The following is a 14,043-nucleotide window of genomic DNA, read 5'->3' on the forward strand; positions in this document are numbered from 1 at the left end:
GCATTTTAGTGGAAATAATCATTGACCTTGACGCTAAAACCTCTAGAATTCGCCCCCGTGGTGGCATTGCGTCAGGCGATGCGGCTGGATTGCGAAGGTGGCGGAATTGGTAGACGCGCTAGCTTCAGGTGTTAGTGCCTTAACGGGCGTGAGGGTTCAAGTCCCTCTCTTCGCACCAACATCACCACGCTCGTGCTGCATAATGCGCGGCACGGCAGTTTGTATCGCACGGCGTTGACTGCGAAGGTGGCGGAATTGGTAGACGCGCTAGCTTCAGGTGTTAGTGTCTTAACGGACGTGAGGGTTCAAGTCCCTCTCTTCGCACCATGCGGCGGTATCAGGCGAAAGTAATAAAAGTAAGACGTAATCTTTATCTGTGCGAAGGTGGCGGAATTGGTAGACGCGCTAGCTTCAGGTGTTAGTGCCTTAACGGGCGTGAGGGTTCAAGTCCCTCTCTTCGCACCAACATCACCACGCTCGTGCTGCATAATGCGCGGCACGGCAGTTTGTATCGCACGGCGTTGACTGCGAAGGTGGCGGAATTGGTAGACGCGCTAGCTTCAGGTGTTAGTGTCTTAACGGACGTGAGGGTTCAAGTCCCTCTCTTCGCACCATGCGGCGGTATCAGGCGAAAGTAATAAAAGTAAGACGTAATCTTTATCTGTGCGAAGGTGGCGGAATTGGTAGACGCGCTAGCTTCAGGTGTTAGTGCCTTAACGGGCGTGAGGGTTCAAGTCCCTCTCTTCGCACCATCGCTTTTTCCTGCATCCTTTCTTTAATACTTTCCAATAATTCCCAATACACCTCGATTATCGATCTATCGCCTTATCCCTGCATGACGTTAAACACGACGGAGAGCGCCGCCAGCCCGCCCGCCAAGGCTACGCAGGACGGCAAAAGCAGGTAAGGCCGTAAGCGGCGATGGAGTAACATCACCAGCGTCGCCAGCAGCGCGACGGCAATAATCACCTTCAGCTGCATCAGATTAATATCCAGCACCGCCAGCAATAGCATGACGGCGCAGGGCAGCAGCACGCCCCAGGCGCTCGACAGCTGTTTCCCCAGACGCCAGCTCAGGCTCCATAAGCCGCATGCGGTAATCATCGCGGTCAACATGTTATTTCCGTCCGTATATGATAATGATAATTAATACCATATGGGAATTTATGCCAATTGTCGGCTTTTGACAACGATTTTGCGTATCGCGGGGGCGGTGGGGAACGCGGCTAGCTTTTGCGCAGATGATTGCGCCGCAGCTGCATCATATTCAACACGAGAGGCGAGCGTTCGTGCTGGCGCCAAACCATGGTTATCTGCGTATTCAGGCGCGCGTTATCGATAGGGTGGTACGAGACGCGATCCATCTTGATGCAGGACAGGGAGCGGGGAATAATGGTGATGCCGAATCCGGCCGAGACCATGCCGATGGTGGCCGTGAGCTGGGGCGCCTGCTGGCTCAGCTTGGGCTCGTATCCCGATAGGTAGCAGGTGCGTAAAATCATATCGTGCAAGACCGGGCAAACCTCGCGCGGAAAGATAATCAGCGGATCCTGATTCAGTTCGTTCAAACGGATATCGCGTCTGTCATGCAGCGGATGGTCGGCGGGCAGCACTAATGTCATGGGCTCTTCGAGCAATATCTCGCTGTTTAATTCGCTGCTGACGTCGCACGGCAGGCGTAGAAAGGCGACATCGATATTTCGGTTGTGAAGCGCGGCGATCAGGTCCGGGGTATTCTCTTGCCGCGGGTTTAATTGCACCTGCGGATAGCGCTGGCGATAGGCATGCAGAAGCTGCAGCACGGTAGGGTGGAAGGACGACGAGGCGGAAAAGCCGACGTTGAAACTTCCCCTTTCCCCTCTGGCGATGCTCCTGGCCCGGTCAACGGCCGCATCCGTCAGGCTCAGAATCTGGCGCGCATCCTCATATAACACCTTTCCCGCTTCCGTCATTTCAACGCCGCGCGTAAGCCTTTTAAATAACGGCGTGCCTATTTCATGTTCGAGCTTTTTGATTTGCTGACTCAGGGGCGGTTGCGATATGCCCAGTTTTTCCGCCGCGCGCGTGAAATGCCGCGTGGATGCGACGGCGACAAAGTAGCGCAGGTAACGAAATTCCATTAGTGGCGACTCCATATCTTTTGGATCTTGAAATGACAACCTTTGTATATTGGAACTTTGACGGTGATCACGCAATCTTTAATCATGAATTAGAAAAATTTAAGTAATAACCCAGCGAAAGAGAAGTCATATGAAAGAAGATATAGGCGTCAACTCTTGTGCGGAAGAGATCGCATCCTATGCAATTGACCATCAGGCGCACCATCCCGATTGCGTTATTTATCAAACATCTCTGATGAGCGGATTAATAAATGGCGTATACGAAGGCAGCCGGACGATGAAGGAATTGCTGGAGCACGGCGATTTTGGATTAGGAACATTTAACTATCTGGATGGCGAACTGGTGGCGTTTAACAGCCGCATTTTTCAACTGCGCGCCGACGGCAGCGCACGGGCCGCCATGCCGCACCAGAAGACGCCATTCGCCGTCATGACATTCTTCCGGCCGACGGAAGAAATTCATTTCAGCAGCCGTATCGACCGCGAGGCGCTTCATCAGAAGATCGATGCTCAGGTCGGTACGGATAATCTGTTTTGCGCGCTGAGGATCGATGGGCATTTCAATTATGTCGAAACCCGCACCGTTCCGCGCCAGACGCGCCCTTATAAACCGATGCTGGAGGCGATCGCCCAGCAGCCGAAATTCCATTTCGAATCCTGCCGGGGAAGCGTCATCGGCTTTCGCAGCCCGGCTTATACGCAGGGCATTAACGTTGCCGGTTATCACGAACACTTTATCACCGATAATCGCGAAGGCGGTGGCCATATCCTTGATTATCAAATGGAAAGCGGCGTCTTAACCTTTGGGGTCATCTCCAAGTTGATTATCGATTTACCGCAGGATCGGGATTTTCTCAGCGCTGACTTGTCACCCGATAACCTCGATAGCGCTATCCAGTCAGTGGAAGGCTAAGCAACAACTCAGCACAAGTCATCTCAGAGGAGTGAGACAATGGAACATTCGACGGCTCAACAGCATTGGAGCTGTGGGGCATCCCTGGTTGTAAAACATCTGGAACAGCAGGGCGTGCAATATGTATTCGGTATCCCCGGAGCGAAGATCGATCGCGTTTTTGATGCGCTGGAAGACTCGCCGATTGAAATGATCCCGGTACGGCATGAAGCCAACGGCGCATTTATGGCGGCCGCTATCGGGCGTTTAACCGGCAAGGCCGGCGTGACGCTGGTGACCTCCGGGCCGGGCTGCTGCAATCTGGTCACCGGACTGGCGACGGCGACGACGGAGGGCGATCCGGTGGTGGCGATGGGCGGCGCGGTCAAACGTGCGGAAAGCCTTAAGCTGACGCACCAAAGCCTGGATACCGTCAGCCTGTTTCAACCGGTCACCAAGTTTAGCGCGGAAGTCCGCGCATCATCCGCGATCTCCGAAGTGCTGGCGAATGCATTCCGGGCTGCGGAGACGGGCCATCCCGGCGCCTCTTTTATCAGCCTGCCGCAGGATATCGTCAACGACCCGGTAACCAGCGCCGTGCTGGTGCGCCCAACGCTGCCGCCGATAAACGGCGCGCCTCATACGGATATCGAGAATGTCGCCCGGATGATCCAGCAGGCTAAAAATCCTATTTTGCTGCTGGGGATGATGGCGAGCCAGCCTAAAAACGCCGAGGCGTTGCGCCGTTTGCTGCATAAAAGCCAACTGCCGGTAACCAGCACTTACCAGGCCGCGGGCGCCGTCGACCAGCAGAGTTTCGACCATTTCGCCGGGCGTGTCGGGCTGTTCAACAACCAAACGGGAGATAAGCTGCTGCAGCAGGCCGACCTGATCATTACGGTCGGCTACAGTCCGGTGGAGTACGATCCGGTATTGTGGAACAGCGGCAAAGCGAAGCTGGTGCATATTGATGTGCTGCCGGCCAATATCGACAGCGCCTACCTGCCGGATGTGGAGCTGGTGGGCAACATCGCCGAAACCATTGATGCGTTAACCCACGACATCCTTTCTCCTATGTCGATGTCGGCGCAAACGCAGGCTATTTTGCGCGATCGCTGCCAGCAGCGCCACGACCTGGCGCTACGCGGCATGAAGATGCGGGGATTCGCCATTCATCCGCTGCGGCTGGTCAGGGCGATGCAGGATATCGTCAACAACGACGTCACGCTGTGCGTCGATATGGGCAGTTTTCATATCTGGCTGGCGCGCTATCTGTATAGTTTCCGGGCGCGGCAGGTACTGATGACCAACGGCCAGCAAACGATGGGGGTCGCCTTACCCTGGGCGATCGCCACATCGCTGATTCACCCCGGCCAGAAGGTGATTTCGGTTTCAGGCGACGGCGGTTTTATGCAATCCAGTATGGAACTGGAAACCGCCGTGCGCCTGAAGAGCAACCTGTTGCATATTATCTGGGTGGATAACGCCTACAATATGGTTGAAATTCAGGAACTGAAAAAATATCACCGCGCTTCCGGGGTCAAATTCGGTCCGATCGATTTTAAAGCGTATGCGGAGGCGTTCGGCGCGACCGGATTCGCGGTGGAAGCGGAAAATGAATTGGTGCCGAAGCTGCGTCAGGCTATGGATACGCAAGGGCCGGCGGTGATCGCCATTCCGGTGGACTATTCGGATAATCAGCGTTTGATGGAGGATTTGAATATCAGCCAGCTGATATAACAAGATGCGCCGCTTTCGTCCGCGGCTGACGAAAGCGGCCACCGCCTACCTTAACGATGTTTTCCTCAACGATATTTTCTTCTCTACCGTATAGATTGCCGGACTGGTACGCTGAATAAAGGCTTACGATAAACCGAATTGAAAACGGCCGGTAACATGGCGAATCGGAAGGGATGTAATCATGCTGATAAAGTCTGCCAGGCGGATAATCAAGCGCGGCGCCGTTATGTGTATCGTGGCGGCGGCGACATTGCTGGTTATTCGGATTTATGACACGCAACGCGGCCCGGCCCTGGCGCCCTGGCATACGTTTGTGCCGGATGAGCTTTCGGCGGACGAGCTCGATCGCGCCGACTGGCCGGCCTATCTGCGCGCCGAAGAGAATATTTTCCAGCAGGTCAATCGGCATGTGACCCAGGAGCTGGAGGATGATGAACAACGGCCTATCAACCGCTATTTTTCCGGCAGCCCGGTGTATCCGGGAAAATTTCAGCATGACTGGAATCGCTCTTATGAACTGATGCCGGCGGGCGCGCCAAAAGGCGCGGTGGTGCTGCTGCATGGATTAACGGACTCCCCTTACAGCCTGCGGCATATTGCCGAGCGCTATCGCCAGCGCGGTTTCGTCGTGGTCGGCATTCGCCTGCCGGCGCACGGTACGGTGCCCGGCGCGTTGACGAGCGCGCACTGGCGGGAGTGGCTGGCGGCCACCCGGCTGGCGGTGCGCGAGGCGCAGCATCGGCTGGCGCCGGCGTTGGACAAGACGCTGCCGCTGCACATGGTGGGCTTTTCCAACGGCGGCGCGCTGGCGCTGAAGTATGCGTTGGACGCGCTGGACGATCCCGCGCTGAGGCGGCCGGATCGGCTGATACTGATCTCTCCGATGATCGGCGTGACCCTCTATGCCCGCTTTGCCGGGCTGGCGGGGCTACCGGCGATATTTCCGGCGTTCGCCAAATCGGCGTGGCTGAGTATTTTGCCGGAGTTTAATCCGTTCAAATATAATTCGTTTCCGGTTAACGGGGCGCGTCAGTCCTGGTTATTGACCCGCGAATTACAGAGACAGCTTACCCGTAAGGCGCAGCAGCATGCCTTGGCGCAATTGCCGCCGGTGCTGACTTTTCAGTCCGTCATGGACTTCACCGTGAGCACCCAGGCGGTGGTTTCGGCGTTTTACGATCTTTTGCCGGCGAACGGCAGCCAACTGGTGCTGTTTGACGTGAATCGCACCATCAACTTCGGGCCGTTACTGCGTGATTCCGCTGATCGCGCCGTCGGCCAACTGCTGCCGCAGGCGCCGCGCCGTTATGACACCACGGTGATTGCCAACGCGGCGCCGGACAGCGCGCATGCCGTCGCTTTCGATGTGAAAGCGGGGGAGACGCGGGGCAGTTCGCGCGATCTGGGCATTGATTATCCGCGCGATGTCTACTCGCTGTCGCACGTCGCCTTGCCCTTTCCGGATAGCGACTCCCTGTATGGCCGTTTTTCGCAGCATCCCCGCGAGTTCGGTTTGCCGCTGGGCATGATTGCGGCCAGAGGAGAGCGTTCGGTGCTGGTGGTGGATCTGGATACGCTACTGCGGCTCTCCTCCAATCCGTTTTTTCCTTACCTGATACAGCGTATTGAGGAGAATATTCCGCAATAGCCGGCGTTATTTCATCGTGAATGGCGCCGGCCGTCGGCCAATCGCCCGCCGCCGCCGGCGGGTTTGGGTGAAATAATCTAATTTTGGTGTATTTTTCGCATTATTTTAATTAATGCATGGGGCGTTTTTTCTCCGCGATTAATTATCATGTAATCCATTTTTCATGGCGATAATTTTATTTTTTATCCAAAAATACAATTTTTTATACTGATTATCATTTATTTTTTAAATTATCTTTCTGTTTCCGGTGATTTGCCCCCGTGCGGCGGAAGGTGTTTTCCATATAGATTATCTTATGTCTGAGGGGATAGTTTAACCGGCGTTTCGGTGGTAAGTTCATTATCAAGATATCGTTTGCGTGGCGGCTGTCAGCGCCCGAACGCAGTGCTCCGAACAGAGGGAAATCATGGCTAAGCAGACTCCGTTATATCAACAGCACCTGGCGGACGGCGCCAAAATGGTTGATTTTCACGGCTGGATGATGCCGCTGCATTACGGCTCCCAGCTCGATGAACATCACAGCGTCCGTCGCGATGCCGGTATGTTTGACGTATCCCATATGACCATCGTGGACTTGCGCGGCGCCAGAACCCGCGAGTTTCTGCGCTATCTGCTGGCGAACGATGTCGCCAGGCTCACTCAGCCCGGCAAGGCGCTCTATACCGCCATGCTGAATGCGTCCGGCGGGGTTATCGACGATCTGATCGTGTATTTCATCACGGAAGAGTATTTCCGGCTGGTGGTGAACTCGGCCACCCGTGAGAAAGATTTGGCCTGGATAGCCCGGCACGCCGAACCTTTTATGGTCGACGTGCGCGAACGCCAGGATTTGGCCCTGGTGGCCGTTCAGGGGCCGCAGGCGCAGACCAAGGTGCAGAGCCTGCTCAATGATTCCCAGCGGGCGAAAATTGCGGGGATGAAGCCGTTTTTCGGCGTGCAGGCTGATGATTTTTTCATCGCGACAACGGGTTATACTGGTGAAGCCGGCTATGAGATCGCGCTGCCGAAAGAGCAGGTGGTTTCACTGTGGCGGCGGCTGTTGTCCGCCGGGGTCAAACCGTGCGGATTGGGGGCGCGCGACACGCTGCGGCTGGAGGCCGGAATGAATCTCTACGGACAGGATATGGATGAAGGCGTTTCGCCGCTGGCCGCCAATATGGGCTGGACGATCGCCTGGCAGCCGGAAGATCGCCAGTTTATCGGTCGTGAGGCTCTGGAGCGTCAGCGTGAAAAAGGCACCGAACAGCTGGTCGGGCTGGTGATGACCGCAAAGGGCGTGCTGCGCAACGATCTGCCCGTGCGCTTCACGGATAGTGAAGGGGTGATGCGGGAAGGGGTGATTACCAGCGGATCCTTTTCGCCTACGCTGGGTCTGAGCATTGCGCTGGCGCGCGTTCCTGCCGGGATCGGCGAGCAGGCGATTGTCCAGATCCGTAACCGCGAGCTGCTGGTGCATGTCACCCGGCCGGGCTTTGTCCGCGCCGGAAAACCGCTGGTGCAATATTAACGCTACCCCATCGGTATCAGAGGCGACCGGTCGCCCCGTGTATCTCGATGTTTAAACGATCGGCATTAGAGTATGCGGCCAATTTTAATCGTTTTGTGAAGGAAGGAGAAAGTGGCAATGAGCGATGTACCAGCAGAACTAAAATATACCGCTTCGCATGAATGGGTGCAGTCTGAGGGTGAAGGCGTTTATCTCATCGGCATTACCGAACATGCGCAGGAATTATTGGGCGACATGGTGTTTATCGATTTGCCGGAAGTGGGCACCATCGTTTCCGCCGGCGATGACTGCGCGGTCGCCGAGTCGGTCAAGGCGGCGTCCGATATTTATGCGCCGATCGGCGGTGAAATTATCGAAATCAACGCCGAATTGGAGAGTTCGCCTGAATTGGTCAACAGCGCGCCCTATACCGACGGCTGGCTGTTTCGCATCCGAGCGTCCGATGAGTCCGATCTGGATGAGCTGCTTGATGCCGAAGAGTATCAGGCCGCGCTGGACGAAGAAGAATAGTCGCCGCGCCCCGGACCTCTCCGCGCCGGGGCGTTTTATCTCGTTCCCTCGCTTCGCGTTGCCCGCCGGGTATGGCGCGGAGAGTGTTTGATGCAGGAAATTAGCCTAATGACCCAGACTCTCAGTCAGCTTGAAGATAACGGCGCTTTCGTTGAACGTCATATCGGTTCTTCGGCCGCTCAGCAACGGAAGATGCTGGACGCGGTAGGCGCGGATTCGCTCGATGCGCTAATCCGGCAGATTGTGCCCGCCGATATCCAGTTGCCCGGCTCGCCCGCGGTCGGCGATGCGGCGACGGAGCATCAGGCGTTGGCTGAGCTGAAGGCGATCGCCGGCCGGAACCAGCGCTACAAAAGCTATATCGGCATGGGATATTGCGCCGTCCTGATGCCGCCGGTGATTTTACGCAACCTGCTGGAAAACCCGGGCTGGTACACGGCCTACACGCCGTACCAGCCGGAAGTTTCCCAGGGGCGCCTGGAGGCATTGCTGAATTTTCAGCAGGTTACTCAGGATTTAACCGGTTTGGAACTGGCTTCCGCCTCGCTGCTGGATGAGGCGACGGCGGCCGCGGAAGCGATGGCGATGGCGAAACGCATTAGCAAGCTCAAGCAGGCCAACCGCTTCTTTGTTGCCGACGATGTCCACCCGCAAACGCTGGACGTGGTGCGTACCCGCGCCGAAACCCTGGGCTTTGACGTCGTGGTCGGCAAGGCGGCAGGCGCGCTGAACGACGACGCCGTATTCGGCGTGCTGTTGCAACAGGCCGCGACCACCGGCGAGCTGCATGATTACGGCGGCCTGATGGCCGAATTGAAACAGCGCGGGGTGGTGAGCTGCGTCAGCGCCGATATCATGGCGCTGGTGCTGCTGACCGCGCCGGGCAAACAGGGCGCCGATATCGTTTTCGGATCCGCCCAGCGTTTCGGCGTGCCAATGGGCTACGGCGGACCGCACGCGGCGTTTTTCGCCTGCCGGGATGAATACAAACGCGCCATGCCGGGGCGGATTATCGGCGTTTCCGTGGATGCCGCCGGCAATAGCGCGCTGCGTATGGCGATGCAGACCCGCGAACAGCATATCCGCCGTGAAAAAGCGAATTCGAATATCTGTACCTCTCAGGTGCTGCTGGCCAATATCGCCGGTATGTACGCGGTGTTCCACGGTCCTGAGGGATTGCGGCGCATCGCCGCACGCATCCACCGTTTGACGGACATCCTGGCGCTCGGGCTGCGCCGGGGCGGGCTGACGCTGCGCCATCAAACCTGGTTCGACACGCTGACCGTCGACGTGAGCGATAAGGCCGCCGTGCTGAGCCGGGCGCTGAGCTTCGGCGTCAACCTGCGCGCCGACCTGGACGGCGCAGTCGGCGTGACGTTGGATGAAGCCACGAGCCGGGAGGACGTGCAGACGCTGTTCGCCATCCTGCTGGGCGCTTCCCACGGTCTGGATATCGACACGCTGGATGCGGCGGTTGGCGGGCAGGCCGCGTCAATCCCCGCGGCCTTGCGACGCGACGACGCCATCCTTCGCCATCCGGTGTTTAACCGTTATCACAGCGAAACCGAGATGATGCGCTACTTGCACCGCCTGGAGCGTAAGGATCTGGCGCTGAATCAGGCGATGATCCCGCTGGGATCCTGCACCATGAAACTTAACGCCGCGGCCGAAATGCTGCCGATTACCTGGCCCGAGTTCGCCGAGCTGCACCCGTTTTGCCCGCCTGAACAGGCACTGGGCTATCGCAAGATGATCGAGCAGCTCTGCGGCTGGCTGGCGCAGCTGACGGGATACGACGCCGTGTGTATGCAGCCGAACTCCGGCGCGCAGGGCGAGTACGCCGGGCTGCTGGCGATCCGCCGCTACCATCAAAGCCGTAACGAATCCGCCCGCGATATCTGCCTGATCCCCAGTTCGGCGCACGGCACCAATCCGGCGTCGGCGCACATGGCCGGCATGCGCGTGGTGGTGGTGGCCTGCGACAAACAGGGCAATATCGACCTCAACGATCTGCGTGAAAAAGCGCAGTCCGCGGGCGAGAAGCTGGCCTGCATCATGGTGACCTATCCCTCCACCCACGGGGTTTATGAAGAAACCATCCGCGAAGTGTGCCAGATCGTGCACCGGTTCGGCGGCCAGGTGTACCTGGACGGCGCCAACATGAATGCGCAGGTCGGCATTACGTCGCCGGGCTATATCGGCGCCGACGTTTCGCATCTCAACCTGCATAAAACTTTCTGCATTCCCCACGGCGGCGGCGGCCCGGGCATGGGGCCGATCGGCGTAAAAGCGCATTTGGCGCCGTTCGTTCCCGGACATAAGGTGGTGAAAATCGACGGCGTATTGACCGGGCAGGGGGCGGTGTCCGCCGCGCCGTTCGGCAGCGCCTCTATTCTGCCGATCAGCTGGATGTATATCCGCATGATGGGCGCCGAAGGCCTGAAGCGGGCGAGCCAGATGGCGATCCTCAACGCCAACTATATCGCCGCGCGGCTGCGATCGTCTTATCCGGTTCTGTATGCCGGGCGGGACGGGCGTGTGGCGCATGAGTGCATTCTGGATCTCCGCCCGTTGAAAGAAAGCAGCGGCATCAGCGAGATGGATATCGCCAAGCGTTTGATTGATTACGGCTTTCATGCGCCGACCATGTCATTCCCGGTCGCCGGTACGCTGATGGTGGAGCCGACGGAGTCGGAAAGTCTGGCGGAGTTGGATCGCTTTATCGACGCGATGCTGGCGATTCATGCGGAGATTGTCCGCGTGGCTGCGGGCGAATGGCCGCTGGAGGATAACCCGTTGGTGAATGCGCCGCATACTCAGAGCGAACTGGCCGGGGAGTGGCCTCATCCCTATAGCCGTGAGCTGGCGGTATTCCCGGCGGGCGGGGAAAACAAATATTGGCCTACGGTAAAACGCCTGGATGATGTCTATGGCGACCGTCATCTGTTCTGTTCCTGCGTGCCGACGGCGGATTACGCGTAAGGCGGTTCTTTTTAAGCGATCGATCCATCAGACGGGTCGATCGTTGCCGCAAGGCGCGTTAGTCTTTCTCGCTTTCTTCTTTGCCTTTCGATTTGCCAAAGTAGAAACCGCCGACGCCGCCAATGATGAGCGGCACGATATATTTCATTAGCTCTATAACGATGTCTTTCGCATTGTTTTTTATTGCAAATCCAATAAAAATCAAAACGGCAATGAAGCATAAAACAAAACCACCAACACGAATGAATATGTTGGTGGTTTCTCTTTTTCCGAGTGCGGTCTGAACCTTTTCTTGGTCCTCGATTGCGCGAAGCCCTAATCTTTCATTTGATTCTATTTCTTTTACGCGGGCTTCTTGTTCTTTTTCTTTTACAGCAATATCAATGCGCTGATTTTCAATGATCTTTTATACCAAAGCATCTTGATGTTCTTTACTGTCTTGTTTACTGCGTCTATCCATGACCTCTGACATTTCTAATCCTCAGAAACAATGTATTTATTGTGGCGGAATTTTATATGAAAATTGCCGAATCCTTTTCCTCCAATTTCAGGAGGGATAAATTTAACTGATGATATGCGATCACGCTCGGCTTTTGTTATGTCTATCAGCTCCTTTGCCGTAACGACTTGTTCAAGGCCGAGGCCTTTTGCATCATAAATTCTATTTCCTTTGAATTTATGCATCATGGCGATACCTCTAGACTTGCTATTTTTTAGCTATCAATTCGCATGCTACCTTAATAGCAACGCGCATATTTAGCAATCTAGCTACCTACGTTATGCATGTCAAAGATTTCCCCATCCTGTAAACCTTATGTTATGCGGGCGGGTATCTACGCTTGAAAACAAACGTTCATTGAATAGCCTCTTCCCTGACATAAAGCGTATTTAAGGTAAATTTCCTCTGTTTCACACTGAGTGACCTTTGCGTTATGCGTGCAAAATATTTTCCTTATCTGGTGCTGTCGCCCACGCTGGTTTTTCTTTTTGCCTTTACCTATTTCCCTCTGATCCGTTCGGTTGTCGACGGCCTTTATGATACCCGGATGAATGCGGAGCAGCCGCAGTTCGTTGGCCTGGACAACGTGGTCCGCCTGTTTCAGGACGCCGTGTTCTGGCAAGCGCTGTGGAATAACCTGTTGTATATCCTGATGACGGTTATTCCCGGCGTGTTGTTGGGTTTGGCGCTGGCGGTCATGCTGTGGGAAAACTCGCGGATTAACCGCTGGCTGCGCACCGCCTTTTTCTTTCCCATGATTGTGCCGCTGGTCAGCGCGGCGACGCTGTGGCTATTTATCTTTATGCCGGGGCTGGGATTGCTGGATTACTATCTGGCGAAAGCGCTCGGCCCGATGAACAACAACTATCTTGGCATGAGCAATACGGCGCTGGCGGCCGTCGGCATTATAGGCATCTGGAAATTTGCCGGTTATTACATGCTGTTCTTCCTGGCCGGCCTACAGTCTATTTCGACCTCGGCGCGTGAAGCCGCCATTATGGAAGGGGCGTCGAAGCGTCAGGTCTTTTTCTATATCACCCTGCCGCTGCTGCGGCCGACCCTGGCTTTCGTCATGATTATCGCCTTTATCTATGCCATTACCCAGATCGATCACGTCGCGGTCATGACGCGCGGCGGGCCCAACAATGCCACCACGGTCCTGCTTTACTACATTCAGGATCTGGCGAACGATACCCACGATCTTGGCAAAGCCTCCGCCGCCACCTTTATTACGTTGCTGCTCCTGTTTACGTTCTCGATCCTGAACCTGAAAGTGCTGGAAAGGGGGACGCATTATGAGCGTTGAGCGTTTGCATCCGCTGCGAACGGCCACGCGTCTGACGCTGCCGCTGTTGCTGATCTGCGCCGCGCTACTGTGGATCGCGCCGTTCTTATGGATGCTGTCGGCATCCGTCGGCAGCAGCAGTTTCGGCGCCGATATGGCGTCGATTTTCCCCCGGTTTCCGCTGACGCTGGATAACTTTCGCGAGGCGTGGAGTAGCGCAGACTGGCCGCGGCTTTACGGCAATACGCTGATTTTTGCGCTGGGTACGTTTCTGGTTCAACTGGTGACGGCCACCACTGCGGGTTACATCTTCGCCTACCATCAGTTCCGCGGCAAAAACCTGCTGTTCTACCTATTGCTGATTCAACTGATGATCATGCCGGTCGTCATGATGGTGCCGAACATGATGACGCTCAAGCAACTGGGCCTGCTTAATACCCTGACGGGCGTGATGATGCCGTATTGCGCCTCGGCGTTCGGCGTATTTCTGATGCGCCAGGCGTTTTTGAACATTGCCAAAGAGATTGAAGAGGCCGCGCTGATGGAAGGCTGCCGCTGGTGGCAGGTGGTGTTCCACGTGCTGATCCCCATGACGTGGCCTTCGATTCTGGCTTTCGCCACCGTCAGCATTACCTATCACTGGAATGAGTATCTCTGGCCGCTGATGGTGCTCAATGACCCGGATAAACAGGTGCTGACCATCGGTCTGGTCTCGTTCGCCATGGGAGCGGAATCCGGCGGGCAGTGGGGATTGATCTGCGCCGGAACGCTGCTGGTCTGCCTGCCGCTGATGGTGGCGTTTGTTCTGTTTCAGAAGCAGTTTCTGAGCAGTTTTGGTTTTTCGGGCATCAAGTAGGAGG

Annotated in this window: 11 protein-coding genes and 5 tRNA genes; 13 read left to right on the plus strand and 3 right to left on the minus strand. The window is 56.2% G+C overall.

Going from position 1 to position 14,043, the window contains the following annotated elements; translation table 11 throughout:
* Positions 1–91 precede the first annotated feature (91 nt).
* The 5 genes from VSX58_RS09480 to VSX58_RS09500 all read left to right on the plus strand — a co-directional run bounded on the left by VSX58_RS09480 (position 92) and on the right by VSX58_RS09500 (position 752).
* A tRNA-Leu gene (locus VSX58_RS09480) sits at positions 92–178 on the plus strand.
* Between the two features lie 62 nt (positions 179–240).
* Positions 241–327: transfer RNA gene (locus VSX58_RS09485), tRNA-Leu, on the plus strand.
* Positions 328–378: 51 nt separating this feature from the next.
* Positions 379–465: transfer RNA gene (locus tag VSX58_RS09490), tRNA-Leu, on the plus strand.
* 62 nt (positions 466–527) lie between these two features.
* Positions 528–614: transfer RNA gene (locus VSX58_RS09495), tRNA-Leu, on the plus strand.
* A 51-nt stretch (positions 615–665) separates the two neighbouring features.
* A tRNA-Leu gene (locus VSX58_RS09500) sits at positions 666–752 on the plus strand.
* Between the two features lie 73 nt (positions 753–825).
* On the opposite strand, the gene VSX58_RS09505 is transcribed toward VSX58_RS09500, so the two are convergent.
* Together VSX58_RS09505 and VSX58_RS09510 are read right to left on the minus strand one after the other, a co-directional pair.
* A complete protein-coding gene (locus VSX58_RS09505; RefSeq protein WP_327617827.1) occupies positions 826–1,116 on the minus strand; it encodes a DUF1435 domain-containing protein in 291 nt (96 codons plus the stop codon).
* A gap of 110 nt (positions 1,117–1,226) precedes the next feature.
* On the minus strand, positions 1,227–2,120 hold the full coding sequence (locus VSX58_RS09510; protein ID WP_327617828.1) for a LysR family transcriptional regulator: 894 nt from the start codon (positions 2,118–2,120) through the stop codon (positions 1,227–1,229).
* 130 nt (positions 2,121–2,250) lie between these two features.
* On the opposite strand from VSX58_RS09510, the gene budA reads away from it, so the two are divergent.
* The 6 genes from budA to gcvP all read left to right on the plus strand — a co-directional run bounded on the left by budA (position 2,251) and on the right by gcvP (position 11,399).
* Positions 2,251–3,033, plus strand: a complete 783-nt coding sequence (budA, locus tag VSX58_RS09515; protein WP_327617829.1) for an acetolactate decarboxylase — start codon at positions 2,251–2,253, stop codon at positions 3,031–3,033.
* A 39-nt stretch (positions 3,034–3,072) separates the two neighbouring features.
* Positions 3,073–4,752 carry an acetolactate synthase AlsS gene (gene alsS, locus VSX58_RS09520; RefSeq protein ID WP_327617830.1) on the plus strand — a complete coding sequence of 560 codons (1,680 nt, stop codon included), beginning with the start codon at positions 3,073–3,075 and terminating at the stop codon, positions 4,750–4,752.
* A 181-nt stretch (positions 4,753–4,933) separates the two neighbouring features.
* Entirely contained in the window at positions 4,934–6,400 is a 1,467-nt protein-coding gene (locus VSX58_RS09525) for an alpha/beta hydrolase (protein WP_327617831.1), read from the plus strand.
* A 406-nt stretch (positions 6,401–6,806) separates the two neighbouring features.
* Entirely contained in the window at positions 6,807–7,907 is a 1,101-nt protein-coding gene (gene gcvT / locus VSX58_RS09530; protein WP_327617832.1) for a glycine cleavage system aminomethyltransferase GcvT, read from the plus strand.
* A gap of 117 nt (positions 7,908–8,024) precedes the next feature.
* Positions 8,025–8,417 (plus strand): glycine cleavage system protein GcvH, encoded by a 393-nt coding sequence (gene gcvH / locus VSX58_RS09535; protein ID WP_327617833.1) that lies wholly within the window; start codon positions 8,025–8,027, stop codon positions 8,415–8,417.
* A 108-nt stretch (positions 8,418–8,525) separates the two neighbouring features.
* Entirely contained in the window at positions 8,526–11,399 is a 2,874-nt protein-coding gene (gene gcvP / locus VSX58_RS09540; RefSeq protein ID WP_327617834.1) for an aminomethyl-transferring glycine dehydrogenase, read from the plus strand.
* 474 nt (positions 11,400–11,873) lie between these two features.
* Here the strand turns inward: gcvP and VSX58_RS09545 are convergent, their stop codons facing one another.
* Positions 11,874–12,086: a hypothetical protein gene (locus VSX58_RS09545; RefSeq protein WP_327617835.1), complete on the minus strand. Its 213-nt coding sequence runs from the start codon at positions 12,084–12,086 to the stop codon at positions 11,874–11,876.
* A 245-nt stretch (positions 12,087–12,331) separates the two neighbouring features.
* Here VSX58_RS09545 and VSX58_RS09550 point away from each other — a divergent pair, with 245 nt between their 5' ends.
* The gene (locus tag VSX58_RS09550) at positions 12,332–13,204 is read left to right on the plus strand and encodes a carbohydrate ABC transporter permease (protein ID WP_327617836.1); all 873 of its coding nucleotides are present in this window, start codon (positions 12,332–12,334) and stop codon (positions 13,202–13,204) included.
* Positions 13,194–14,039 (plus strand): carbohydrate ABC transporter permease, encoded by an 846-nt coding sequence (locus VSX58_RS09555; protein ID WP_327617837.1) that lies wholly within the window; start codon positions 13,194–13,196, stop codon positions 14,037–14,039. Before VSX58_RS09550 ends, VSX58_RS09555 begins: the two co-directional genes overlap by 11 nt.
* Positions 14,040–14,043: the final 4 nt, after the last annotated feature.

It is taken from the genome of Brenneria populi (genome assembly GCF_036016195.1).
In the GTDB taxonomy this organism is placed as follows: Bacteria; Pseudomonadota; Gammaproteobacteria; order Enterobacterales; family Enterobacteriaceae; genus Brenneria; species Brenneria populi.

What these genes read in the sequence shown, in the direction of transcription:
- VSX58_RS09505 (WP_327617827.1), bottom strand. Translation starts at nt 1,116, where the DNA reads ATGTTGACCGCGATGATTACCGCATGCGGCTTATGGAGCCTGAGCTGG.
- VSX58_RS09510 (WP_327617828.1), bottom strand. Translation starts at nt 2,120, where the DNA reads ATGGAATTTCGTTACCTGCGCTACTTTGTCGCCGTCGCATCCACGCGG.
- budA (WP_327617829.1), top strand. Translation starts at nt 2,251, where the DNA reads ATGAAAGAAGATATAGGCGTCAACTCTTGTGCGGAAGAGATCGCATCC.
- alsS (WP_327617830.1), top strand. Translation starts at nt 3,073, where the DNA reads ATGGAACATTCGACGGCTCAACAGCATTGGAGCTGTGGGGCATCCCTG.
- VSX58_RS09525 (WP_327617831.1), top strand. Translation starts at nt 4,934, where the DNA reads ATGCTGATAAAGTCTGCCAGGCGGATAATCAAGCGCGGCGCCGTTATG.
- gcvT (WP_327617832.1), top strand. Translation starts at nt 6,807, where the DNA reads ATGGCTAAGCAGACTCCGTTATATCAACAGCACCTGGCGGACGGCGCC.
- gcvH (WP_327617833.1), top strand. Translation starts at nt 8,025, where the DNA reads ATGAGCGATGTACCAGCAGAACTAAAATATACCGCTTCGCATGAATGG.
- gcvP (WP_327617834.1), top strand. Translation starts at nt 8,526, where the DNA reads ATGACCCAGACTCTCAGTCAGCTTGAAGATAACGGCGCTTTCGTTGAA.
- VSX58_RS09545 (WP_327617835.1), bottom strand. Translation starts at nt 12,086, where the DNA reads ATGATGCATAAATTCAAAGGAAATAGAATTTATGATGCAAAAGGCCTC.
- VSX58_RS09550 (WP_327617836.1), top strand. Translation starts at nt 12,332, where the DNA reads ATGCGTGCAAAATATTTTCCTTATCTGGTGCTGTCGCCCACGCTGGTT.
- VSX58_RS09555 (WP_327617837.1), top strand. Translation starts at nt 13,194, where the DNA reads ATGAGCGTTGAGCGTTTGCATCCGCTGCGAACGGCCACGCGTCTGACG.